Raw genomic sequence first — 25,379 nt, 5'->3', positions numbered from 1 at the left:
CCATGGCCTATGGGGATATTCCAATAGACCGGAAAGTGGTACACAAAGATTATTTTTTTCCTTATGTTAAATTAGTTTAACTTTAGGCAACAGATTTTGATCCAAAAGTGTGTAGTATTGGTGTCCGCTGCCAGGGAAGATGTGCGCGTTTTTTTGTCTTTTTAAACATGATGGAGCAATGGTCAATACCCAAGCTAGCCTTAAAATATCATCAATTGAATTTTGGCAGGGATATAATGGAGGTTTAAAAGGAGATATCATAAATCTGTCCCCATTGATTTTGATGGGATTATAATACTTGATGTAATATCGCCTTTTGGGCGACTATGACCACAGACCATAACCAAACCAAATAATGAGAAAACACAAAATTGTGGGTGCTTTATGTCAGCTATTTTTTTTGATGCTGCTTTATACCAATGCAACCGCCCAGTCTACCGCCAAGGATATTAAGGTGTCCAAAATCTATTCTGATGAAAATTATAATGCATTTACTTCCCTTATTAAGTTTAAGGGTAAATTTTACTGTGCCTTCCGCGCTGGGGAAAAGCATGTACATGGTAAGGATGGAATTATAAAAATAATAGCTTCCAAAGATGGTAAGGTCTGGAAAGAAGTGGATCAAATTGTCCTCAACGGATTCGATCTAAGGGACCCCAAATTGTCGGTTACGCCCAATGGGCTTATAATGGCCACTATGGGAGGGTCTATTTATGAGGGCAAGACCTTGTTGGGGGGAATACCCCATATAGCATTTTCAAATGAAGAAGGAACAAAATTTTCCAATCCCCAGCCCATTAATTTGGAGAAAGGGTTAAAGGGTAAGTTTGATTGGCTTTGGAGTTTAACATGGTTTCAAGGGGCTGGTTATGGCGGACTCTATTCCAGGGAGGAAATTGGTGATGGTAAAAATAAGACTACTATTAAATTGGTGAAGACTACTAACGGGGTGGATTATTCACTGCTTAGCAATTTGGAAATTGAGGGCAACCCCAATGAATCTACCATTAGGTTCAATGACAAGGGTGAGGCAATTATGCTCATAAGACGGGAAAATGGGAATAAAAGAGCGTACTTAGGGCACAGTTATCCTCCCTATACCAAATGGACCTTTACCGAATCGCCATATTTTATAGGAGGGCCAGATTTTGTGTCGGTAGGAAAGGAGCAATATATTGGCGGGGGAAGAATAAACAGGGAGTATACCGGACTGCTTTCTTTTAATAAAAATGGTAATTTTAAAGAGGTACTAAAATTACCTTCCAATTCTGATAGTAGCTATCCCGGCTTTGTCTTTGAAAATGATACCCTGTACATGAGCTACTATTCTTCCCATGAAACCGAAAAAACGTCTATTTATTTTGCAGAAATACCCTTGAGGGAACTGAACCAAGCTTTGAAAAATTAAATTATGAAGGCAAAAGGTAAGACCGTTTCATTAAAATATGTTGTTTTTGGAATCTTATTATTTTTATTGATTGGAAGCATTGCTTCCTGTAAATTGAAGAAAGATTATACGGGAGAAAAGGTGCAAGGGGTAAAGTCTCCAAGGACGGTGCTGCGATTGCCTCCTAACGATGATAATCCCCGCAATAGCGAAGGTGATTTTATAATGCTCAATAACGGGAAACTACTTTATGTCTACACCCATTATAGCGAGGGATCCGGTACAGATCATGACCCTGCCCATCTGGCTAGCAGATATTCTTTGGATGGGGGTATAACCTGGAGTGTGGAAGATGAGGTAATTGTCCCCAATGAAGGGCAGATGAATGTGATGTCGGTTTCCCTTTTGCGATTGCAAAACGGTGCTATAGCCCTATTTTATCTTAGAAAGAATAGTACCTTAGATTGTGTGCCCATGATGAGATTATCTATGGATGAGGCGCAGAGTTGGAGCGACCCCATAGCCTGTATCACGGACAAGAAAGGGTATTTTGTATTAAATAACGACCGGGTGATTCAGTTGGCAGATGGGCGATTGCTGTTGGCGGTGGCGGAACATCCCACAACCGAAGAGGGCTTTAGGGCCAAGGGTAATCTATATAGTTATTATTCGGACGACAATGGTAAAACATGGTCTTCCAGTACAAGAGTACCCAACGATTCAGATATTATTACCCAAGAACCTGGGGTAATAGAGATGGAGGATGGCCAAATTATGATGTATATTAGGGCAAGTGGAGGTGTTCAACACTTGTCCTATTCCCAGGATAGTGGGGAAAGCTGGAGCCCACTTACGCCTAGTAGTATATATTCGCCGCTTTCCCCTGCTACAATCGAAAAAATTCCGGGAAGCAATAATTGGATAATGGTGTGGAACAATAATGATGGTTCCAATCCTGCTACAAAGAATAAGAGAACCCCTTTAACAATGGCAATCTCCAAAGATGAAGGGAAAACATGGACAGCAATCAAAAATATTGAAGAGGACCCCAATGGGTGGTATTGCTATACAGCCCTATACTTTGTAGATCCGCAAAATATTATTATGGCCTATTGCTCAGGCAATAGGACTTCAGGGAACGGATTGGAGACCAGCAGTATCACCGTTTTATCCAGAGAATGGGCCATGACACCCTTAAAATAAGAACCTAATAAAATATTTATCAGAAAAAATAAATGCCAATTTATGATATTCAATAGAAATACTTATTTCCTTCTTTTTGCAACTTTAATAATGGCCGCAACTGTTGGGGCACAACAAAAGCAAAGGCCCAATGTAATTCTGATTATTACAGATGACCAAGGATACGGGGATTTGGGGGTCACTGGGAACCCACATGTTCAAACTCCTGTTATAGACGCTCTGGCCAAGGAAAGTATCCGTTTTAATAATTTTTATGTTTCTCCGGTATGTGCCCCCACCCGTTCCAGTTTAATGACGGGTCGCTATTCCTTGCGTACGGGTATGAGGGATACCTATAATGGAGGAGCTATTATGGCTTCCAATGAGGTCACAATAGCAGAAATGTTGAAGCAGGCCAACTACAGGACGGGTGCTTTTGGGAAGTGGCATTTGGGAGATAACTATCCGTTTAGGCCTACCGATCAAGGTTTTGATGAATCCGTAATCCATCTGTCCGGAGGGATGGGACAGGTAGGGGATATCACCACCTATTTCCAGGGAGATAGGAGTTATTTTGACCCGGTACTTTGGCATAATAACCAACAGCAAGCTTACCAAGGTTATTGCTCAGATATCTTTACGGACCAAGCTATCAATTTTATTGATGAAAATAAGGAGAAGCCATTTTTCTGTTACCTGGCCTTTAACGCTCCCCACACCCCTTTACAAGTTCCTGATTCCTATTATCAAAAATACAAGGATATAGATCCATCCTCGGGTTTTGTTGGGGATGATAGGCCTTTTTCTCCAATGAGCGAAAAGGATAAGGAAGATGCGCGAAAAGTATATGCCATGGTCCATAATATTGATGATAATTTAGGGCGCCTCTTTCAAAAATTGGATGAACTAAAGCTATCCGATAATACGCTTGTTATTTTTATGACCGATAACGGGCCACAGCAAACAAGGTATGTAAGCGGAATGCGGGGGTTAAAGGGAAATGTTTACAACGGCGGTGTAAGAGTGCCGTTTTTTCTAAAATATCCTTCGCTTACCAAGGGTAATAAAGATATAGAAACGATGACGGCCCATTTGGATGTACTGCCAACCCTATCTGAGATATGTAAGGTAGAAATGCCCAAAGATAGGGTAATAGATGGCAAAAGTATGGTGCCTCTTATCAAGGGTAAGACTGTGGATTGGGAAGATCGTTCCCTGTTTTTTTATTGGTCCCGTCGCTATCCCGAGTTGTACAACAATATGGCCCTGCAAAAAGGAGGCTATAAGTTGGTGGGGAAGACAGATTATAATGCGAATATTGAGGGTTTTGAATTGTTTCACCTAAGGCAGGATCCTTATGAACAAAATAATTTGATAAGCGACAAGAAAGAATTGGCCATGGATCTAAAAAAGGAATTGGATGATATTTATAAGGAATTGGTATTTTCGGAGAACCTTGTAAATCCCCCTAAGATCATAGTAGGCAATCCCCATGAAAACCCCATTATACTTAATAGGAACGATGCGGGAGGGGAGCGCGGAATATGGAATCAAGAAGAGGTTTATGGCAATTGGGAGGTAGATATAGAAGAGGGGTATTATGATATAACCTATAAATTTGTAAAACCTATAAAGGCAAATGGCCGAATGGTTTTGGAAGCCAATACGCTGGTTAGGCAAATGGTAAATAAAGAGGATAACACCGATGTTGTTCAAATGAAGCGGGTTTACTTCCCCAAAATGACGGGCGAGCTAATACCATTTTATGCCGTAAACAATAAAAACATCTTCCCTTTTTGGATGGAATTGAAAAAGTTGGATCAGTGACGGCCTTAGGCTGTAATCCTTGGTCTTAGTTTATTTGTTTTGAGGATTTTAGGACGTACTTGTTTTTGGTTTTATAAGGGGTGTTTGTTAAAGGGGGGCTTTATTAGCGTACATTCGTGTAAAATAAAATATATGTCCATAGAGCGGAGGGTAAATGCAGTTGAGGAGTTGTTTGCAGGTTTAGACCAAGAAATTAAAACTTTCCAGTCCCATTCTGGCCTAAGTTGTTTGGCAGGTTGTGGAAAATGTTGTGCCCACCCGGATATTAATGCTTCTCCCTTGGAATTTTTACCTTGGGCCTTCCATATTTTTTTAAATGGAACAGCAGAAGCCACCCTCAGCGACTTGCAAACCAAACTGGGATCCAGCTGTTTTTTGTATCGGCCACATTCAGCATCGGACACTAGTAAGGGTAGCTGTGGACATTATAAGTATCGTGGATTAATATGTAGGCTCTTTGGATATGGTGCCAATAGGGATAAATTGGGGTCACTCCGTTTGGCAACCTGTAAGATTATAAAAGAAAATCAGCACGACCTTTATGAGAGTGCACAAGAAGCCATGAAAAATGGGCTGTATGTCCCCGTATTTACCGATTATTACATGAAACTGAATCAAATCGATTTTAGGTTGGGCAATACCATAGAACCTATTAATAAAGCCATGGTACTTGCTATTGAAGAAGTGCTCCACTACTATGCCTATCGTCCATTACCAGAAAGTTATAAGGGATCTGCCAACCCATCCCAATTCTAGAGCAATAACTACTTTTTATAGGGACAAAATTCATTGGTCGCTGAGGTGAACTTAATTTAATTTGGAAACCAATATTGGGATAAGTATGTTTACTAAATAAAGACCATACGCTACAAAAGCTCAATTTTATATTATAAAGAACACCTTGATAAAGGTATAACCAGATAGCCCACAACCTATGAGATTAATATTGACCCTACTTTTTGTTTTTGCCAATCTACCTAACGTATTAGCTTCCCAGATAGATACCCTAATGGTAATGAGTAGATCCATGAACAAACAGATTGCCAACGTAGTTATTTTACCCGATGCTTACAGCGCCCAAAACCAACGTTTTCCCGTTTTGTACTTACTGCATGGGGCAGGAGGCGACCATACAGATTGGGTGTCCAAGGTTAGCTCAATAAAGGAATATGCCGATGAGTTGGGAATGATTATCGTATGCCCTGATGGCAATAAAACAAGCTGGTATCTGGATAGTCCTATAGAAAAGGAGATGCGTTACGAAACCTATGTTTCCCAAGAATTGGTAGCCGCAGTGGATAGGACGTACAAGACAAGGGCAGAAAGGGAATCCCGGGCCATTACAGGCCTGAGCATGGGTGGCCATGGAGCATTTTATTTGGCCTTTAAACATCAGGAAGTATGGGGTGCTGCGGGAAGTATGAGTGGTGGACTGGACATAAGGCCTTTTCCAGGGAATTGGGACCTACCCAAAAGATTGGGGGGTTACGCCCAATACCCGGAACATTGGGAAGAAAATACCGTAATCAATATGGTACATTTATTAAAAAAGGATAATTTAAAACTGATCTTTGATTGTGGGGTAAATGATTTTTTTTATGATGCCAATAAGCGTATGCATCATAAATTGTTGGAAAGAAATATACCTCACGATTATATAGAGCGCCCAGGAAGTCACAATTGGGACTATTGGGCCAATGCCATTACATATCAATTAATGTTTTTTGATAAGTTTTTTAAAGGCTAGGGGTACTATTTTTTGGGGGATTTTATGCTCCTGTACCTTAGTCTTTTGATGTAGCTATGGCTTATGCCTTTAAGTCTATTTCCTTTAGATTTTCAATTCGGTTTCGTACTAAAAAGGCATCTATAGTCTCAAAATGTTCTATAACACGCTTATCCTTGAATTCGAAGACCTTATGGGAAAGTCCTTGTAGAAAATCCCTATCGTGAGAAACCAAGATCAAAGTACCGTCAAAAGCCAATTGGGCCTCCTTAAGCACATCTTTGGATTTTAGATCCAAATGGTTGGTGGGTTCATCCAGGATCAATAGGTTTACAGGTTCCAATAATAATTTCACCATGGCCAAACGGGTTTTTTCTCCTCCAGAGAGCACCCCTACTTTTTTCTCCAGATCATCGCCACTGAACATAAAGCGGCCAAGTATATTCTTTATCTGTGTGCGAACATCCCCTTCCGCTACTTCATCCACCGTCTGAAAAATTGTTAGATTGGGATCCAATAAGGAAGCTTGGTTTTGGGCAAAGTACCCAACCTTTACGTTGTGTCCAAGGCTACATTGGCCTTCTACCTCAATTTCTCCCATTATGGCTTTGATCATGGTAGATTTACCTTCGCCGTTTCTCCCTACAAAGGACACTTTTTCTCCCCTTGAAATGGAGAGATTGGCATTACTGAATACCGTGTGCTCCCCATAACTTTTGGTAAGTCCCTCTACGGTTACCGGGTAATCCCCGGAGCGTATGGACGGCGGAAAACGCAGTTTCAAGGCAGTGGTATCTATTTCATCAATCTCAATGATCTGCAGTTTCTCCAGCATCCTCTCCCTGGAGTTTACTTGATTGGTCTTGGAATAGGTTCCTTTAAATCGATCTATAAACGCCTGGTTATCGGCTATAAACTTCTGCTGTTCCTGATAGGCCTTGATCTGATGGCTGCGACGCTCTTCCCTTAATTGAAGGTAGTGGGTGTAGTTGGCCTTATAATCATAGATACGGCCCATGGTTACCTCAATTGTCCTATTGGTAATATTATCTATAAAGGTCTTATCGTGTGATATGACCAGTACGGCCTTGGCCTTATTGATCAAGAAGTCTTCCAGCCAAATTACCGATTCAATATCCACATGGTTGGTGGGCTCATCCAATAGGATAAGGTCTGGCTTTTGCAATAATATTTTGGCCAATTCTATTCGCATGCGCCATCCACCACTAAATTCGCTGGTAAGCCTATGGAAATCCTCACGTTTAAACCCCAGTCCCCTCAAGGCTTTTTCTACTTCGGCCTCATAGTTTATTTCTTCAAGGGCATAAAATTTCTCTCCTAGATCGGACACCTTTTCGATGATAGACATATAGGCATCCGATTCATAATCCGTACGGGTTTCCAATTCTTTGTTCAACCGCGCCATTTCATCGCGCATTTCAAAAATGTCCTTGAAGGCCTTGGAGGCCTCTTCAAAAACGGTACAGCTGTCATCGGTCAATAAATGCTGGGGCAAATAGGCAATTACGGCATCTTTGGGAAAGCGAACATGACCACGACTGGCTTTTTGCTGCCCGGCTATAATCTTCATCATAGTAGATTTACCGGCACCATTTTTCCCCATAAGGGCAATCTTGTCGTTTTCGTTTATAACAAAGGAAACATCACTAAACAAGGTATCGCCACTAAACTCTACTGCTATTGCATCTACTGAAATCATATTCGGATTTTAAGTGTGCAAAACTATAAAAAAGGGCAATACCAAGGAGGTTTAATTATGAGCAAATGAAGTTTTTAATATGGCCACTTTGGTAATACTATAATGTATTCTTAACCAAGGCCATGAATTGGAGGAAAAGCGTGGAAGACATGTAATGGGTAGATATGGTTTGCCAAAACGTAATACCTACGGCAGACTCAAACTGATCCATCATTTGGTCCTTGTGCGTTTTCGGAGCTTTTTGATCCTATCTTTATAATATGCTTTCAACTCATCTAAAAAAGACATAGGGTTGTCGTATTCCATAAGTACCTTGTAGGTGTATTTGTTTTTGGCAAGATCCAATTCCTCTTTTATGTTTTTCAATTCCATTTGTAAATAGGCTAGGCCCGAACCCGTTTCGGCCTTAGGGGTGATGTTGGTTCCCAACAGATTGGGGGTATTGAAGATGTGCGCGTGATAGGCCTCCAAGCTGGCAAGGTCCCCAGAACGATAGATTTCTATTAGTTTGGTGGTTATTTGGGTGGCCATGTCCAATTTATCACTTTGCATTGAAAATTTGTCAGGGTGTACCTGCAGCATTGCTTCTCGGTACAATCGTTTCTTTTGTTCTTGTTCCTTTGGGCTTTTTTCGGGAACGGAGGTCTTGTGAACAGTTTTGATGCCAGTAGGCTCCTTATAGTTTTTTCCACGTCTTTTTTGGGCCAGCCTTTTTTCTTTCTTTGCTTTTTTTTGTTGTTTATAGAGAATAATTAGTTCCTGCTCTTCAATGAGCTCATCCTCTAATTTTGATCGAAGTATATTTTCAAAAGCAGTAGTTTTTTCATTTATTCCAGTGAGTTCCTGTTGTATTTTGTTAATCTCCTCTTGTAGCAATATAGCCGGGTCGTTGGGAGGACTGGGAAGTTGTGGCTCGCTCATGGGGGTGTATATACGGGATTATCTTGGATGCGAATTTAAACATTATTGCTAGTGTTCCACAAAAGCTTCGTTTTTATGTAGGTATATAAGACTATCCAAATTAAATTTTTTATTGGCCACAGCTTAAATGTTTTTTTTAGTACATTAGGTGAAGTAAATGATTGTAAATCAATAATTATTCAGCAATGAAGAAAATTAATGCTTTTTTAAAATTAGGTTTGGCTATGTTCGCTTTGTTATGTGGATTTACAGCAATGGCCAGTACATCTTTTAATTCGGGTAAGGATAGTCCTGTTAAAATATATAAATTCTATGGGGAGGAAGATTTTATTGGAAATTGGAAATATTCGGCAGAAAATGTTCCCTATGAGTATGCTAATGGAATATTGTTTATTACCAAAGAGAAGGGAGATCTAAATGTAGTGGTTGCCTTGGCTGGTGGTGAGCGAAAAGCCAAAAATGTAAAGGTAGACGGTAAGACCTTGACATTTAATCTAGACCTTGAAGGCGAGCTGGTTTCGGTGACCATTAAGGTAGATGGCGATAAAATAAGTGGAGAGGCCAGTTCCTACGATGGGGTGTTTGCATTGAAAGGCGAAAGAAGATTGGATCCTGAATAACGGGTAATCAATTTCCTTTTTTTTTAGGCAGTACGATATAAAAAAAGCCCCGCTATTACGGGGCTTTTTTATGGGTTTGCTGTAATGGTCTTAAAAGCTAATAGGAAGGGATACTCTTGTTGTTCCCCATCCAAGAACCATATGTGCGCCATTGTCGGCATCTTTATAGGCTATAGAAAAGGCTTCCAAGGATTCTGAGCCTTTGCTAACGCTGGCCGGAACCCTAACAACATCTGCACTTTCTTGATAGGAATAGGCTCCCCATTGGTTTAAGTTTTTGTTTAAAATCACTGTCCATTCGCTTTTGCCAGGTATAGTGAACAAGGAATATGTACCGGCAGAAACCGATTTTCCTCCTACCGTGGCATCCTTGTAAAAGGTAATTTCTGGTGCTTCGTTTGCACCGGTCCTCCATACTTTCCCGGCTGGGGCCAGTTCTGAAATAGACCTACCTTTTAATTGTGGTCTACTATAGGTTATACGGACCAATTTTTCTGAAACTTTATAATCTGATGGGTAAGAGGCAATATCTGCAGGACTCTTATCCAAGCCGCTGAATTTTTGAGCCATCGCTTCCGTGCTGAAAGTCAAGGCAATGACCATAAGGGTAATTGTAAATAAATTTTTCATTTTAAATGTTTTAGTGATTTTCAAATTTAATGAGTATTCCTTTTAATTAATATAAAAAGTCGGTAAATTTTATACAACTTACAAAATAGTGTATTATGCTAAGTAAATTCCTTTATGTGCTTTCATTGTGTATGCAATATGTCTCAAATAGTTTCATATTATAATTAAAATAGTATTATGTGTTTCGTTATGTAGATATTAGGCGGATATTTGCTTTAAAATTGACATAAATATTATCGTATGTGTGGAATTGTATGTGCCTTTGAGGTAAAGGAGAGTACCGAGGTTTTAAGGCCTCAGTTGTTGGAGATGTCCAAGAAAATTAGACATAGGGGGCCGGATTGGAGTGGAATTTATGCGAATGATAAGGCTATTTTGGCCCATGAGCGTCTGGCGATCGTAGATCCAGCTTCTGGAAAGCAACCGTTGTTTAGTGAAGATGGTAAGTTGGTGCTGGCTGCCAATGGTGAAATATATAACCACAGGGAGTTGCGCAAGCAATTTGACGGGACATATAATTTTCAGACCGAGTCGGATTGCGAAGTGATATTGGCGCTATACCAAGAAAAAGGGGTCGATTTCTTAGATGAGATGAACGGTATCTTTGGTTTCGCTATTTATGATTCTGAAAAGGATGAATATTTTATTGCCAGAGATCATATGGGGATCATTCCATTGTATGTGGGATGGGATATTAACGGTACCTTTTATGTAGCTTCCGAGTTGAAAGCTTTGGAAGGCACTTGTTCCAAAATACAGTTGTTTCCTCCAGGACACTATATGCACAGTAAGGATGGGGAGTTTAAGAGATGGTATTCCCGGGATTGGATGGAATACGATGCGGTTAAGGAAAACGAGACCAGTATACAAGAGGTGAAAGAGGCATTGGAGGCAGCGGTTCACAGACAATTAATGTCAGATGTGCCTTATGGCGTATTGCTGTCCGGCGGATTGGATTCTTCGGTAACCTCTGCTGTTGCTAAAAAATACGCGCAAAAAAGGATAGAATCAGATGATACCAAGGAAGCTTGGTGGCCTCAATTACATTCTTTTTCTGTTGGATTGGAGGGTTCTCCAGATTTGGCGGCTGCACAAAAAGTAGCAGATCATATCGGTACTGTGCACCATGAAATTAAATTTACCATACAGGAAGGTTTAGATGCCATTAAAGATGTGGTGTACAATTTGGAAACCTATGATATTACTACCATTAGGGCTTCTACTCCTATGTACCTTATGGCTAGGGTGATAAAGTCTATGGGTATTAAGATGGTACTTTCCGGGGAAGGGGCCGATGAACTTTTTGGTGGCTACCTATATTTCCACAAGGCGCCTAGTGCCAAGGATTTCCATGAAGAAACTGTGCGTAAATTGGATAAGCTCCATATGTACGATTGTCTAAGGGCCAACAAGTCATTGGCTGCTTGGGGAATTGAGGGCAGGGTGCCATTCCTGGACAAGGAATTTATGGACGTGGCCATGAGGATTAACCCAGAAGATAAGATGATCAACGGAGAACGCATGGAGAAATGGGTGGTGCGTAAAGCTTTTGAGGATATGTTGCCAGAAAGCGTTGCTTGGAGACAAAAAGAACAATTTTCGGACGGTGTAGGGTATAGTTGGATCGATACGCTTAAGGAGATTGTGGAGAAGGAAGTTACGGATGAGCAACTGGCGAATGCCAAGTACAGGTTCCCGTTACAGACACCAACCTCCAAGGAGGAGTTTTATTATCGTGCTATTTTTGAAGAGCATTTCCCTTCAGATGCGGCGGCATTATGCGTGCCTCAGGAGCCTTCTGTGGCCTGTAGTACCAAAATTGCCCTGGAATGGGATGAGGCCTTTAAAAACATGAACGATCCATCTGGTAGGGCTGTGTCAAAAGTCCACTCGGATGCCTATGTAAAATAATCTGTCTTGGTACAAATAATAAGTTCGGTTTATTAAGTTTATTTTAGTTTAGAAAAAGCACCCTGTTGAGGGGTGCTTTTTTTTTTTGTTTAAGGTCCTTGGTTTGTAAATTTTAAAGGATCCACTTCGGTGTTGTGTTCCTTAGGGAGTGCACAAAGACCGAGGTATGGTTGGTTAGATGTAGGTGGTTTTTCCATTTTATACTTCCGTAGGCAGGCTTACATACCATTATTTTTTTGAATGTTGTCCTAAAACAAAGCTTGAATCGGAGATGCGGATTGCGGTCTGAATATCACTTGGATTTTTCCACAATTTTTGTTGATAACTTACGAACTAATATGGCTTACGAACCCTATATTTAATAGGTATTGCGTATATTTGTAGGATTGCTAAAATTACAATGAAATAAGTATTTAATTTATGAGCGAAGAAGCAAATAAAGAAGAGCAAAATAAAGGTGGGTATTCTGCCGATAGTATTCAGGCCCTTGAAGGGATGGAGCACGTACGTATGCGGCCATCGATGTATATTGGAGATGTTGGGGTACGTGGATTGCACCATTTGGTGTATGAGGTAGTGGATAACTCCATAGATGAGGCTATGGGGGGTCATTGTGACGAAATAAAAGTTACCATTAACGAAGATAATTCTATCACTACCGAAGATAATGGTAGGGGTATTCCTGTAGATATTCATAAGAAGGAAGGGGTTTCTGCCTTGGAGGTGGTTATGACCAAAATTGGAGCTGGTGGAAAGTTTGACAAGGATTCCTATAAGGTTTCCGGTGGTTTGCACGGTGTTGGTGTATCCTGTGTGAATGCCTTGTCCAAACACTTGAAGGCTACCGTTCATAGAGATGGTAAGATTTGGGAGCAGGAGTATAGTAAAGGTAAGGCCCTTTATCCCGTTAAGAGTGTAGGGGAGACGGATGTTAAAGGTACTATTGTGACTTTTACACCGGATGAGACCATATTTACCCAAACGGTTGAATACAGCTATGAGACCTTGGCCAATAGAATGCGCGAGTTGGCGTATTTGAATAAAGGTGTGGCCATAACCCTTACAGATAGAAGACAGAAGGATGAGGAAAGTGAAAGCGGATTTGTTTCCGAGCGATTCTTTTCGGAAGAAGGACTAAAAGAATTTATCAAGTTCTTGGATGGCAATAGGGAGCCACTTATTCGTAGTGTGATTTCCATGGAAGGGGAGAAGAACGATATTCCTGTAGAGGTAGCCATGGTCTACAATACTTCCTATACGGAAAACCTGCACTCCTACGTAAATAATATAAATACCCATGAAGGAGGTACCCACCTGTCCGGTTTTAGGCGTGGACTTACTTCCACATTAAAGAAATATGCCGATGCCTCTGGTATGTTGGAAAAACTGAAGTTTGAGGTTCAAGGAGATGACTTTAGGGAAGGTTTAACGGCCATTGTTTCTGTTAAGGTGTCCGAACCTCAATTTGAGGGTCAGACCAAAACCAAATTGGGGAACAGAGAGGTGTCTTCTGCAGTGAGTCAGGCTGTTTCTGAAATGTTGAGCAATTACTTGGAAGAAAATCCCGATGATGCCAAGACAATTGTCCAAAAGGTAATCTTGGCAGCCCAGGCCCGTCATGCCGCGACTAAGGCTAGGGAAATGGTGCAGCGTAAAACAGTTATGAGTATCGGAGGTTTGCCAGGGAAATTGTCAGATTGCTCCGAGCAGGATCCTACACTTTGCGAAGTGTTTCTTGTTGAGGGAGACTCGGCAGGTGGTACGGCCAAGCAGGGTAGGGATAGGAATTTTCAAGCTATTCTGCCATTAAGGGGTAAAATCCTTAATGTGGAAAAAGCAATGACACATAAGGTGTTTGAAAATGAGGAGATCAAAAATATTTATACTGCATTGGGGGTTACCATTGGTACCGAAGATGACAGTAAGGCCTTGAACTTGGAGAAGCTGAGATATCATAAGGTGGTTATTATGTGTGATGCGGATGTCGATGGAAGCCATATTGAAACTTTGATATTGACCTTCTTCTTTAGGTATATGAGGGAATTGATTGAAGGGGGGCACGTGTATATTGCTACACCTCCACTTTATTTGGTTAAAAAAGGAAACAAGAAAAGATACGCCTGGAGTGATAAGGAGCGCGATGAAATTGCGGCTACTTTTAACGGTAGCGTTGGGATTCAGCGTTATAAAGGTCTTGGGGAGATGAATGCGGAACAGCTGTGGGACACCACTATGAATCCTGAGTTTAGAACCTTAAGGCAGATTACCATAGATAATGCTACGGAAACAGATAGGGTGTTCTCTATGTTGATGGGCGATGAGGTTCCCCCAAGAAGGGAATTCATTGAGAAAAATGCCGTTTATGCCAACATTGATGCATAAAAAATAGTGTTTTCACAACAAAAACTCGCGCCATTGGTGCGGGTTTTTTAGTTTTAACAAAAATCTATAAGCTATGAAGTATATATATATTACAGCTCTTTTGTTCTCAAGTGTATTGGGGTATTCCCAGTCCAATGTGAATGAAGTGTTTGCGGCCGGTGTAGAAGATGCGGAGCGATTTTCCGATAGTTATTTTGGCCCTGTGTCCGAAGGTGCTATCTACAGTCTTGCAAACGGCTGGTACAATTCTGCCGATTCCAAACCCCTCGGAGGGTTCGAAATTTCCATAATTGGGAATATGACATCATTTAAAAATAAAGAAGATAAGAAGCAATTTGTTTTAAACACTGCCGATTACGAGAACCTTCAATTTGTTGATGGGAGTACATCCAAACCTGTTTCCACTGCCTTGGGAGACTTGCAGGGAATAAATGTATTTGTGGAGGGGGGTATAGGGCCCATTCCTATAAAGGAAGAATTTGAATTGCCAACAGGATTGGCATCGGAAAATATAAATTTTATTCCTACGGGTTTTGTTCAGGTTGGTGTGGGCCTTGTAAAGGGCTTGGAGCTAAAGGCTAGATTTTTACCTAAAATAGACACAGAGGATGTAGGTTTCGGCTTGTATGGTGCCGGATTGCAATATGATTTTACAAAGCTATTGCCTGCCGATAAACTTTTGCCAATAGCACTTTCGGCTGTTGCTGGGTATACCCACATGGATGCTAGCTATGATTTTACCAATTCAAAAATAGTGGATGGTAGTGATCAACGGGTGGAAGTAGATATGAATGTGTGGTCTTTTCAGGCCGTGGCCTCTACCAAGCTTCCTGTAATTAATTTTTATGGAGGATTGGGATATGTGTCCGGGAATTCCACTACAGACGTATTGGGAACCTACCGTGTGCAATCAGGACCTTTTCAAGAGACTTATACCGATCCCTTTTCCCTGACTAGAAAGGCCAATGGGGTAGTGGGGACGCTAGGCGCCAAGTTGAAAATAGGTTTCTTTAGATTAAATGCAGATTATTCATTTGCGGAATTCAATAACCTTACTGTAGGAGTGAATTTTGGATTTAGATAAATCCAAAATTCACTTTCCAGTTGTGCTGTTGCTGGTTTTATTCGCGAATAGCTAAAATATCACCATTCTCATTGGTGAGTATGGTCTCGTTTTCGGATTGTGTCATGATTACGACATCCTCTTCTTTTTCCAGTCCAGGGTAAGAAATTGTGTAAACACTGTCTTTGTGGACCCATTTAAAATCCGATATAATATCCAGTTCGTTGTTTTGATAGGTGTGGTATCTGCCTAAATAGGCATCGTTAAAGATCCACTCCTGTTTAATGGTTGTCTGTTTTTGAGTGGTGCCTCCTTCTGCGGATATGTGTGACCATATGCCAATGACAGGATCGTTGTTCTCTGTAATTCTAGTGCAATTACTGCCAAGTAGGATGCCAATAATAGCTAAGAATGAAAATACTTTTTTCATTTTGTAGGAATTTTCTGAATTTGGGTACTTAGTATTGAACGCACTATTTCATCTTTCTATTATATTAAATCGATGTATGGTATCATATTTTAACTTTTTTCGATAAAGAGTGTTAAAACGGCGTTAAGTGTGCGCGGTGAATAGGGTGTTTTTAGACCTTTAATTTTGGGTTTGGGACCTTTTGGACAGAATTCCCACATATTAAAAAATTAAGGGGTTTTCTTGGTATATGGTGGTATTGTTCTGTTAAAATTCTGTATTTTTGGACGATAAAATTTAATTTAAAATAACCTTATAATGAAAGTTACCGTTGTTGGGGCAGGTGCTGTGGGCGCAAGTTGTGCAGAGTACATTGCTATAAAGAATTTTGCATCAGAAGTAGTTGTGTTGGATATTAAGGAGGGCTTTGCTGAAGGTAAGGCCATGGATTTAATGCAAACGGCTTCGTTAAATGGTTTTGATACCAAGATAACAGGAGTTACCAATGATTATAGCAAAACCGCTGGAAGCGACATCGCTATTATTACTTCTGGTATTCCTCGTAAGCCTGGAATGACCCGTGAAGAATTGATTGGAATAAACGCCGGAATCGTAAAAACGGTATCCTCCAGTCTAATAGAGCATAGCCCTAACGTAATATTGATAGTGGTAAGTAACCCTATGGATACTATGACGTATCTAGTGCATAAGACCACTGGGCTGCCTAAAAATAGAATTATAGGAATGGGTGGTGCTTTGGATAGTGCCAGGTTTAAATACAGATTGGCCGAAGCATTGGAAGCACCTATCTCTGATGTGGATGGTATGGTAATTGGGGGGCATAGTGATACCGGAATGGTACCGCTTACGGCCCATGCCACAAGAAACAGTATTAAGGTATCCGAATTTTTGTCAGAAGAAAGATTGGAGCAAGTAGCAGCAGATACCAAGGTAGGTGGTGCTACCCTTACCAAATTATTGGGCACAAGTGCCTGGTACGCTCCAGGTGCTGCTGTATCGGGATTGGTACAGGCCATAGCCTGTGATCAGAAGAAAATGTTCCCATGCTCTGCCTTGTTGGAAGGAGAGTACGGTTTGGACGATATTTGCATTGGAGTGCCAGTACTTTTGGGTAAAAATGGTATCGAAAAAATTGTAAATATAGATTTGACCGAGGCTGAAAAGGCAAAAATGCAGGAAAGTGCAGAAGGAGTAAGAAAGACAAACGGTCTCTTATCCCTTTAAGAATCAGTAGCTAACATGTAAAAAGGGCATCCGTCCAAAATGTTTCCGATCAGTATCGGAGCGGGACGGATGCCCTTGTTTTATAAAACTTGTAAATAAATTGTTAGTTCCTATGGGAAATAATATATTTGCACGCTATTTAAGAATACCATTTTAAAATAATATAACCAATGCAAAATAAAGGACTTATAAAGCTTTTCGCTTTTTTGTTTGGGTTAGTTAGTATTTATCAGCTATCCTACACTTTTATTACCAGTAAAGTTGAAAAGGAAGCAACTGTCTTTGCTGCCAACAGTGTTTCGGAATCCGAAGAAGATTATTTAGAGAAGAGGGAGGCGCTGGAAGCTAAGTATTTAGACTCCATAGGTAATGAGCCTATCCTAGGTTTTACCGACTATAATGAAGCGAAAAAGAAGGAGCTTAATAAGGGTCTGGATTTAAAAGGGGGTATAAACGTAACCTTACAAATTTCTGTAAAGGATATATTGAAAGGTTTGGCCAACAATTCCAAAAACCCGGTTTTTAACAAAGCCTTGGCCGATGCGGATGCCGCTTCCAAAAATAGTGATGCAACGTATATAGACTTGTTTTTTGAGGCATTTGACAATATAAAAGGGGATACCAAATTGGCCTCTCCAGATATTTTTGCAAATAAAGGCCTTAGTGATGTCATTAATTTTCAAATGACCGATGATCAGGTTAAGCCAATAATAAGAACTAAGATAGATGAATCCATCGTTTCCGCTTTTGAAGTACTTCGTGAGCGTATTGATGGTTTTGGTGTTACCCAACCCAATATACAGCGTGAAGGGAATTCTGGTCGTATCTTGGTAGAACTTCCTGGTGCAAGGGATATAGCTAGGGCTCAGGACCTGCTTTCCAGTACGGCACAATTGGAGTTTTGGGAAACATACAAACAGAGCAATCCAAGTTTAAGCAACTTTTTACAGGCTGCCAATGAAAAATTAAAGACCTTGGTAGAGGTTGAAAAACCTCAAGAGGAAGCCAAGCCAGAATCGGAATTGGATTCTTTGTTGTCTGATGTGGCTCAGGATTCATTGGATTTTTCCCAAGATGTAAATCCTTTGTTCAGCTTGTTGTTGCCAGCTAATCCTAACGGAAATGCATTGGTAAGTGCCGCAATAAAAGATACTGCCCAAATAGGGGAATACCTTAGAATGAAAGAAATCCGTAGATTGATTCCTGCGGATATACAATTTGTGAAATTTGTTTGGGAACGCCCAACCGAAGGTTCTGAAATTGTTGAATTGTACGCTTTAAAATCAAACCGCGACAATACACCTAGAATTAGCGGGGATGTGGTTTCTGATGCTTCGGATACCTTTGACCAATATAACAAACCTGCGGTATCCATGACCATGAATACCAAAGGCGCCAAGGAATGGGAGAAATTAACTGGTGATGCCTTTAATAATCAGACCGGAATTGCCATTGTATTGGATAATAAGGTTTATACTGCCCCTGGAGTTTCCTCCGGTCCAATTTCCGGTGGTCGTTCCGAAATCACAGGAACATTTACCGTTAACGAGACCAAGGATATTGCCAATGTTCTTAGAGCTGGTAAATTACCTGCTTCGGCAGAAATTATTCAATCCGAAATTGTTGGTCCTTCACTTGGGCAAGAGGCTATTAGCAGTGGTTTTTCTTCCTTTATGATCGCCATGGCAATAGTATTGATATGGATGGTATTCTATTACGGAAAAGCGGGTGGGTTTGCAGATGTGGCCCTTCTATTGAATATCTTATTGATCTTTGGAGTACTAGTAAGCTTAAATGCGGTATTAACCCTTCCTGGAATTGCCGGTATTGTGTTGACCATTGGTATGTCTGTGGATGCCAACGTTCTTATATTTGAACGTATTAAAGAAGAATTGGCTAAAGGCAAGGGTCAGGCCCAGGCTATCTCCGATGGTTTTGGAAATGCACTTTCCTCTATCTTGGATGCCAACATAACTACAGGTCTTACCGCTTTGATACTTTTTGTATTTGGTTCTGGACCCATTAAAGGATTTGCAACAACCTTATTGATAGGTATTGTTACTTCCTTGTTTACCGCTATTTTTATTACCAGATTGTTGGTAGATTGGTATCTTGGAGGAAAAGGAAGAAGATTGGATTTTTCTACTCCTGTGACCAAAGGCTTGTTCAAGAACATAAATATAAACTTCTTGGCCAAAAGAAAGATAGCTTATATCATATCGTCCATATTGGTGGCCATAGGTTTGTTCTCTTTATTTACCCAAGGTTTGCAACAGGGGGTAGATTTTGTAGGAGGGCGTTCCTATACCGTTAGATTTGAAAAAATGGTAAGCCCTTCTGAAATAGCTTCGGAATTAAATACGGTCTTTGGTAGTGGTACCAATGTTAAGACCTTTGGGGAAGCCAATCAAATTAAGATTACCACTCCTTATAAAGTAGATGTGGAAGGAATAGAAGTGGATAACGAAATCCAGGATAAGCTTTATACTTCCCTTCAAAAATATTTGCCGGATGGTACCACCTTTGACGATTTTGTTATTGGAAGTGGAGAAAAATCAATTGGTATCCTTCAATCAGTGAAAGTAGGACCAACCATTGCCGATGATATTAAGAAGAATGCCTTTTTGGCCATTATTGGTTCCTTGGCAGTTGTCTTCCTATATATTTTGCTACGATTCCGTAGATGGCAGTTCTCTTTGGGAGCGGTTGCTGCGGTATTCCATGATATTTTGATTGTATTGGGTGTTTTCTCCATTTTTGGAAAGCTAATGCCTTTCAACATGGAAATCGATCAGGCTTTTATTGCGGCTATTCTAACCGTTATTGGATATTCATTGAATGATACGGTAGTAGTATTTGACCGTATTAGGGAAATTATAAGTGAAAAAGGATGGAAAGCCGGTCAGAATACAAACTTGGCACTTAACAGTACTTTAAGTAGAACATTGAATACGTCTATGACTACCTTGGTAGTGCTATTGGCCATCTTTATTTTTGGTGGTGAGTCTTTAAGAGGATTTATGTTCGCAATGATCGTTGGTGTTATTGTGGGTACCTATTCTTCATTGTTCATTGCAACACCTGTAATGTTCGATACATTGAAAGGTAAAACGCAAATTGGAGAAGAAGAGAAATAAGTCTCTATTCAACTATATAAAAAAAGGCCGCTAATTAGCGGCCTTTTTTTGTTATATTCTTTTGCCAATGGAGCCTTGAGGAGACTGAATTAATTCGTAGGTGTGTTGGGGTTCCAGGCCTTCTTCTTTTCTGTGGGATACAAAGACAACGGCTGTTTCGCTCTCCTTGGCTATTTTATTTACCAAAGCTATAAAAAGGCGGGCATTCCCATCATCAAGACCGGCAGTAGGTTCATCCAATATAAGCAGTGGTGGATGTTTTATCATGGCACGGGCGGTCATGATCATTCGTTGTTGTCCTGTGCTCAATTCTGCAAAATAAACGTCCCTAAGATGCCAAAGGTCCAAAATGGTCAACCATTCCTTGGCTAGTGCCTTTTGGTTCTCTGTAGCCCTTAAATAGAGTCCTATGGAGTCGTTCATGCCTGAGATTACCATGTTCATTGCAGAATGCAATCCTGAAAATTTATCGGTCATGGCTGGGGTGTAGTAGCCAATTCTTTTCTTTATGTCCCATACACTCTCACCGCTTCCCTTGCGTTGGCCAAATAGGTATAGCTGTTGCCCGTATCCTTTATGGTTGTCTCCTGTAATCATGGACAATAAAGTAGATTTTCCACTTCCGTTTTTACCAATAAGTTGCCAGAATTCCCCTTTTTTAATGGTCCAATTTATATTTTGAAGTATTTTTTTCTCGCCATAGGCAACGTTTATGTTCTTGAATTCTATCAAGACGGTACCCTTGTAGTCTGTTGGAGTCAGTGGTAAAGGGATCCTTCCTGAAAAGTTGATGCCTGTATTGGCGTCTTCCTTTCCTATACTTTGAGGCTGTGGGCGTAGTGTAGACTTATCTAATAGCATTAGATTGGAAATAAAGGGCAACATATCTGCTTTTCTACTGATGAGCTGTATGATAGAAGTAGTCTTGGATATATTTTGAAGGGAAACCTTTAGGTCCTTTTGGGAATCAGTGTCCAAATTGTCAAACGGATTATCCAATACAATAAAGTCGGGCTTTAATTGAAAAATATAGGCGAGCAAGGCTTTCTTTTGTTCCCCGCTCGACATGGTTTTTAGTTTTTGTGCCGTATTCTTGTTTATGATCTTGATGTCATGCCTTTCTTCTTCATCTATAAATTTATTCAAGGTAATTTTTGAGAATAGTAGCCCTTTCTTATGCTCTAGGCTTTTAAATTCCAAGGGGGTAGGCCCTTCTAGAATATTTTTTATAAACAGTGACTTTCGGGAATCGTTATTTATAAATATGGCCCAGTGTTCTTTTTTATTCATAAATGTGGTGTTGTAATCTTTAAGTGTTTTTGTATTGTTTTAATTGTTGAACCAGTAGGTAAATTTTAAAGTAAGCGCCCAGTTTCTGCCTTCCAAGGGGTCTATGAGGTAATTGTTGGTATACACCAGGTAAAGATCTGAGGCGGGTTTATAGCGCCATTGAAAACGGGAGTTTAGGTTAAAATTTTTGGATTGTTCGTTGTATTGACACAGGGTCGCAAAGAATAACTTATTGGTAAAGGTGATGTCCACCTCGGACCCTATAAGCCAAAATTCGGTATTGTTCCAGGGTGCAGGAAGGTGAATATGGTTATAGCTAAGAGTAGAGCTGAGGCTTACAAATGGCTGAAACCTATAGCCAAGTTCGCTGATAAGACTGGTTCTGTTTCCGCCTTCGTAGTATCCGCCAAAGCGGCCTCCCAAGCTATAGGTGAACATGCTTTGTGGCTTGGAAATATAATCGAACATATAAGCGTTCCAGTGGTGTGTGCTTCCTGTTTCTAAAGTTTTCTTTCCGGACCTAGTAGGGTCAAAAGGTGATAACAATTCTACGTATTCATCCGATACGGATAAACTTAATGAGGATCTATTGCGGTAGTCCAGTAGGTATGAAAATACATTCGCATTATCTGTTCGTTGCATTTTTTCATTGAAGAAATAGGTGGAACTAATTTTTGGACCGTGACTAACTACTTTGCTTTTTTTGGGAAAGAATAGGTGCCCTACATGGGAGGTTATATTAACGTAGCCATTCCTGGGTACAAAACCCACTTCGGCCCTGTAGTCGTCCTCAACCATTTCTTCCTGTATTCTCCAATTCCATTTTCGACTCTTATATTCTAAATGGGCAGCTTGGCTAATGCCCTTGCCTTTCTTGTCCGGGGCAAAGGACTGTAGTAAGAAAGCTTTTCCGGTCCATTGGTTGTTGGGAGAGGCTAAATTGTATTCCAGTCCCAAGTTTCTATTGTATTTAGGGAAAAGGGTCTTAAGGGAATCTTGTTCATTGGGGTAATGGGTAGACTCCTTGTTTACGAACATTAATCCAATACTGGAACGGGAGAAGACTTTCCGCTGTAGGGAGAGTACTCCAAAATTTTGACCGGGGCGCCCTGTTTCCTCAATACTGGCGGTCTGCATATCCATGAGTCCCATGCGCCATTTATTATTGAGGTTGCCGCTTACACGGGCTCCTGCTCTTATGGGTACCCCCAAACCTATTCTTCTTGAAAAGAAAGGCCGAATGGTGGAATATCCAAAATTGGCGAACAAATCGGCATTTTCCAGGAAAAACTGTCTTTTTTCCGGGAAAAAAAGTTCAAAGCGGTCAAGGTTGGTAACCTGTCTGTCTACCTCTACTTGGGAAAAATCTGGATTAATGGTCAAGTCCAGGTTCAGGGAGGTACTCAGGCTTATTTTAGCGTCCCCACCAAATTTTTTGTCGTATTGGGTGTCCAGGTTGTTTTCTTTGTCCCCATTCATGCCAGTTAGGACATAAGGGATAATAGAAAAATTGGTTTTTGGGGAAGGTGGAGGGGAGTCCCAGACCAAGGTGCCGGTATAGGCCAAAGAAGCGGTTGGAAACTGCCGGGGAATAGGGGTCCAACTCGATTTTTCTCCTGCTTTTAAATCCAATCTGCTAAAATTAATTCCCCATTCCATCACTCCATCTTCATATCGGATAGATTTAAAGGGAATGGCCATTTCAACAATCCATTTATTCTCATCACTGCTTACTTCGGAAATCCATTTGCTATCCCAATTCAGGTCCACGCTGCCCCCACCGTACATGGTGCCGTCCCATTGGGCCCCAGCGGCATTGGAGCCAAAGGAATAACCGGTTGTCTGATTGTTGAAGGGGTCCATAAACAACAGAAAATTATCATTTTTACCAAATGAAAAATCCCTTCTTAGCGACTCTACATAGTAGGGACCCTTGGTGCCTTGGTAAAAAATGGCCAATAGGTACAGCATTTCATCATCATAGGTCATCCTGATTTCAGAGGGTTCATTGGCTTTGCCCTTGTCCATGGGCAACACCATAAAGAAATCTTTGGCTACATCTGTATGCTGCCAAGCCTTATCATCACCATAGCCATCTATGGTGATTGGCCCTGTAGTCTTCCTGATATTTAGTTTGTAGTTTTCGTTTTTTTTCTGGGAATGGACAGAAAGCGCAAGAAGGCTGATGATGAAGCTTAGAAATGCTGTGCGGTTGGTTGACAAGGGATGTTATTGTTGGTTCTAAGCACTAAAATACGGAATTAAATAGTATGGGAGGCCAGGGTTGCGACTTCTTGAGGTCCGACGGATGGCAGATAGAAGCTGGTTTAAGGGTTTTTTTGGTATGTAATGGAATCCCCTATGGCCAAGGCCCATTTATCTGCCAAACCTGCATTGACTTCCAAAACGTATTTTACAGGTACCTTGGAGGATAGACTGCTTTCGTTCATTGGCTGGGCATTTTTTTGAAAACTGGCAATTTTCATATTTTCGTCCAGGTAAATGAGGTCTAACGGAATTTTGGTATTCTTCATGTAAAAGTAATGCATAGACAGGTCTTCAAAGACAAATAGCATTCCCTGATTAATTTCCATGGCATTACGGTACATAAGGCCTGTTTCCCTTTCGTAATCAGTATCGGCTATTTCTATATCCAAATGCGCTAGAATAGAGTCGGTATCCTTTTGTAGAATTTGGAGTGTTCCTTCTTTTTTAAAGGCAACCGTGGTGGTTTTTATTTCTTTTTTGGAACCTTCCTTACACGAGATTTGAAGTATAAAAAAGGCTATTAAAAGGATATAAATGCTATTACTTCTCATAGTGTGGTTTTTCCAATGCGGTTCAATACTTTTGGAATGACTAGGCTATTTAACCGTTCCTTTGCTAGGTCTGAACATATAATATAATCCTACCAAAATAAAAGGGACGCTCAACCATTGTCCGGTAGATAGCAGCCCTAAGGACTCCTCAAAGCCACCCTGACTTTTTTTGACAAATTCTACAAAGAAGCGAATGGTCCACAGCAGTACCAAGAAAAGGCCAAATAGATACCCTAGCTTTTCTTTTTTATCTGTTTTCCAATAAAGGAAATACAAGAGGGCAAATACAAAGATATAGCATACCCCTTCATACAATTGTGCAGGATGCCTGTAGGGGATAGCTTCCAGGTATTCGGAAAACCTAGGGTCTTTTTCAATAAGGTTATAGGCCGCATTAACCGTTTTTTCCTTGGTTATGGACAAGGCTTTATAGGCGGGCATATCATCGGAATCTCGTATAAATTTTGTGGCAAAGGCAAAAGATTTCTCTACTGGTTTTCCATTGATTTCCGAATTGAAAAAGTTACCCAAGCGTACGCAAAAGGCGCCAATGGATACGGGGATAACTATTCGGTCCAAGATCCAAAGGATTTTAAATTCGGGGAATTTTCTTGTATATAGGTACATGCTTATGATAATTCCGATGGCCGCACCATGACTGGCCAAGCCTGTAAAACCTGTAAACTCGTAGCCTCTGAAAAGACCAAATAATCTACCATCTGCGTTTTCTCTAATAGGAAGTAAAATTTCCAGCAAATGGTTTTGATAATAGGGCCAATCATAGAAGAATACGTGGCCTAAACGTGCTCCCAACATGGTGGCCAAGACGGTATATATGAAAAGGGAATCCAATTGTTCCAAAGATTTGTTCTCCTTTAAAAAAATCTTTTTCATAAGGTACCAGCCCAAGGCAAAGGCTATTATCCAAAGAAGATTGTAATATTTTATCTGTAATACCCCAATTTTGAAAAGTGTGTCGGCAGGGTTCCAAGTAAAACCTAAAAAGTACATCAAGAATTTATTTTAAGGGACTAAGATAAGTAAATAGTCTAAAGAAACGGGTTTAGGTAAATAGGAATTATTCCCTGTAAATATTAAACCTACGTTAAT

Annotated in this window: 19 protein-coding genes; 11 read left to right on the top strand and 8 right to left on the bottom strand. The window is 40.5% G+C overall.

Going from position 1 to position 25,379, the window contains the following annotated elements; genetic code table 11:
* The first annotated feature begins 355 nt into the window (after positions 1–355).
* From EHW67_RS11005 to EHW67_RS10985, 5 genes are all read left to right on the top strand, one after another.
* On the top strand, positions 356–1,408 hold the full coding sequence (locus EHW67_RS11005) for an exo-alpha-sialidase (RefSeq protein ID WP_126162426.1): 1,053 nt from the start codon (positions 356–358) through the stop codon (positions 1,406–1,408).
* Positions 1,409–1,411: 3 nt separating this feature from the next.
* On the top strand, positions 1,412–2,590 hold the full coding sequence (locus EHW67_RS11000) for a sialidase family protein (RefSeq protein WP_126162425.1): 1,179 nt from the start codon (positions 1,412–1,414) through the stop codon (positions 2,588–2,590).
* A gap of 42 nt (positions 2,591–2,632) precedes the next feature.
* Positions 2,633–4,396 (top strand): arylsulfatase, encoded by a 1,764-nt coding sequence (locus tag EHW67_RS10995; RefSeq protein ID WP_126162424.1) that lies wholly within the window; start codon positions 2,633–2,635, stop codon positions 4,394–4,396.
* Positions 4,397–4,528: 132 nt separating this feature from the next.
* The gene (locus EHW67_RS10990) at positions 4,529–5,152 is read left to right on the top strand and encodes a YkgJ family cysteine cluster protein (protein ID WP_126162423.1); all 624 of its coding nucleotides are present in this window, start codon (positions 4,529–4,531) and stop codon (positions 5,150–5,152) included.
* 178 nt (positions 5,153–5,330) lie between these two features.
* The gene (locus EHW67_RS10985) at positions 5,331–6,143 is read left to right on the top strand and encodes an alpha/beta hydrolase (protein WP_126162422.1); all 813 of its coding nucleotides are present in this window, start codon (positions 5,331–5,333) and stop codon (positions 6,141–6,143) included.
* A 61-nt stretch (positions 6,144–6,204) separates the two neighbouring features.
* On the opposite strand, the gene EHW67_RS10980 is transcribed toward EHW67_RS10985, so the two are convergent.
* Both EHW67_RS10980 and EHW67_RS10975 read right to left on the bottom strand, forming a co-directional pair.
* Positions 6,205–7,842, bottom strand: a complete 1,638-nt coding sequence (locus tag EHW67_RS10980) for an ABC-F family ATP-binding cassette domain-containing protein (RefSeq protein WP_126162421.1) — start codon at positions 7,840–7,842, stop codon at positions 6,205–6,207.
* A gap of 210 nt (positions 7,843–8,052) precedes the next feature.
* The gene (locus EHW67_RS10975) at positions 8,053–8,763 is read right to left on the bottom strand and encodes a hypothetical protein (RefSeq protein WP_126162420.1); all 711 of its coding nucleotides are present in this window, start codon (positions 8,761–8,763) and stop codon (positions 8,053–8,055) included.
* Between the two features lie 185 nt (positions 8,764–8,948).
* Here EHW67_RS10975 and EHW67_RS10970 point away from each other — a divergent pair, with 185 nt between their 5' ends.
* The gene (locus EHW67_RS10970; RefSeq protein WP_126162419.1) at positions 8,949–9,383 is read left to right on the top strand and encodes a hypothetical protein; all 435 of its coding nucleotides are present in this window, start codon (positions 8,949–8,951) and stop codon (positions 9,381–9,383) included.
* Positions 9,384–9,473: 90 nt separating this feature from the next.
* On the opposite strand, the gene EHW67_RS10965 is transcribed toward EHW67_RS10970, so the two are convergent.
* Positions 9,474–10,013 carry a DUF2911 domain-containing protein gene (locus EHW67_RS10965; protein ID WP_126162418.1) on the bottom strand — a complete coding sequence of 180 codons (540 nt, stop codon included), beginning with the start codon at positions 10,011–10,013 and terminating at the stop codon, positions 9,474–9,476.
* A 240-nt stretch (positions 10,014–10,253) separates the two neighbouring features.
* Between EHW67_RS10965 and asnB the strand changes: the two genes are divergently transcribed.
* The 3 genes from asnB to EHW67_RS10950 all read left to right on the top strand — a co-directional run bounded on the left by asnB (position 10,254) and on the right by EHW67_RS10950 (position 15,390).
* Positions 10,254–11,924: an asparagine synthase B gene (gene asnB, locus EHW67_RS10960; RefSeq protein WP_126162417.1), complete on the top strand. Its 1,671-nt coding sequence runs from the start codon at positions 10,254–10,256 to the stop codon at positions 11,922–11,924.
* A 420-nt stretch (positions 11,925–12,344) separates the two neighbouring features.
* On the top strand, positions 12,345–14,306 hold the full coding sequence (gene gyrB, locus EHW67_RS10955) for a DNA topoisomerase (ATP-hydrolyzing) subunit B (RefSeq protein WP_126162416.1): 1,962 nt from the start codon (positions 12,345–12,347) through the stop codon (positions 14,304–14,306).
* 73 nt (positions 14,307–14,379) lie between these two features.
* A complete protein-coding gene (locus tag EHW67_RS10950) occupies positions 14,380–15,390 on the top strand; it encodes a DUF6588 family protein (RefSeq protein ID WP_126162415.1) in 1,011 nt (336 codons plus the stop codon).
* Positions 15,391–15,427: 37 nt separating this feature from the next.
* On the opposite strand, the gene EHW67_RS10945 is transcribed toward EHW67_RS10950, so the two are convergent.
* Complete coding sequence (locus EHW67_RS10945) at positions 15,428–15,799, bottom strand: hypothetical protein (protein WP_126162414.1); 372 nt, start codon at positions 15,797–15,799, stop codon at positions 15,428–15,430.
* A gap of 297 nt (positions 15,800–16,096) precedes the next feature.
* Between EHW67_RS10945 and mdh the strand changes: the two genes are divergently transcribed.
* Together mdh and secDF are read left to right on the top strand one after the other, a co-directional pair.
* Entirely contained in the window at positions 16,097–17,023 is a 927-nt protein-coding gene (gene mdh, locus EHW67_RS10940; RefSeq protein ID WP_126162413.1) for a malate dehydrogenase, read from the top strand.
* A gap of 170 nt (positions 17,024–17,193) precedes the next feature.
* Positions 17,194–20,160, top strand: a complete 2,967-nt coding sequence (secDF, locus tag EHW67_RS10935; RefSeq protein WP_126162412.1) for a protein translocase subunit SecDF — start codon at positions 17,194–17,196, stop codon at positions 20,158–20,160.
* A gap of 51 nt (positions 20,161–20,211) precedes the next feature.
* On the opposite strand, the gene EHW67_RS10930 is transcribed toward secDF, so the two are convergent.
* From EHW67_RS10930 to lgt, 4 genes are all read right to left on the bottom strand, one after another.
* A complete protein-coding gene (locus tag EHW67_RS10930) occupies positions 20,212–21,450 on the bottom strand; it encodes an ATP-binding cassette domain-containing protein (protein WP_126162411.1) in 1,239 nt (412 codons plus the stop codon).
* A gap of 39 nt (positions 21,451–21,489) precedes the next feature.
* Positions 21,490–23,673 carry a carbohydrate binding family 9 domain-containing protein gene (locus tag EHW67_RS10925; RefSeq protein WP_126162410.1) on the bottom strand — a complete coding sequence of 728 codons (2,184 nt, stop codon included), beginning with the start codon at positions 23,671–23,673 and terminating at the stop codon, positions 21,490–21,492.
* Positions 23,674–23,777: 104 nt separating this feature from the next.
* On the bottom strand, positions 23,778–24,269 hold the full coding sequence (locus EHW67_RS10920) for a DUF192 domain-containing protein (RefSeq protein ID WP_126162409.1): 492 nt from the start codon (positions 24,267–24,269) through the stop codon (positions 23,778–23,780).
* Between the two features lie 45 nt (positions 24,270–24,314).
* The gene (lgt, locus tag EHW67_RS10915) at positions 24,315–25,280 is read right to left on the bottom strand and encodes a prolipoprotein diacylglyceryl transferase (protein ID WP_126162408.1); all 966 of its coding nucleotides are present in this window, start codon (positions 25,278–25,280) and stop codon (positions 24,315–24,317) included.
* Positions 25,281–25,379 lie beyond the last annotated feature (99 nt).

The sequence above is a fragment of the Arenibacter aquaticus genome (genome assembly GCF_003957295.1).
GTDB lineage: Bacteria > Bacteroidota > Bacteroidia > Flavobacteriales > Flavobacteriaceae > Arenibacter > Arenibacter aquaticus.
The sequence above is the reverse complement of the archived record's forward strand: the minus strand, read 5'-3'. Positions and strand labels throughout refer to the sequence as shown.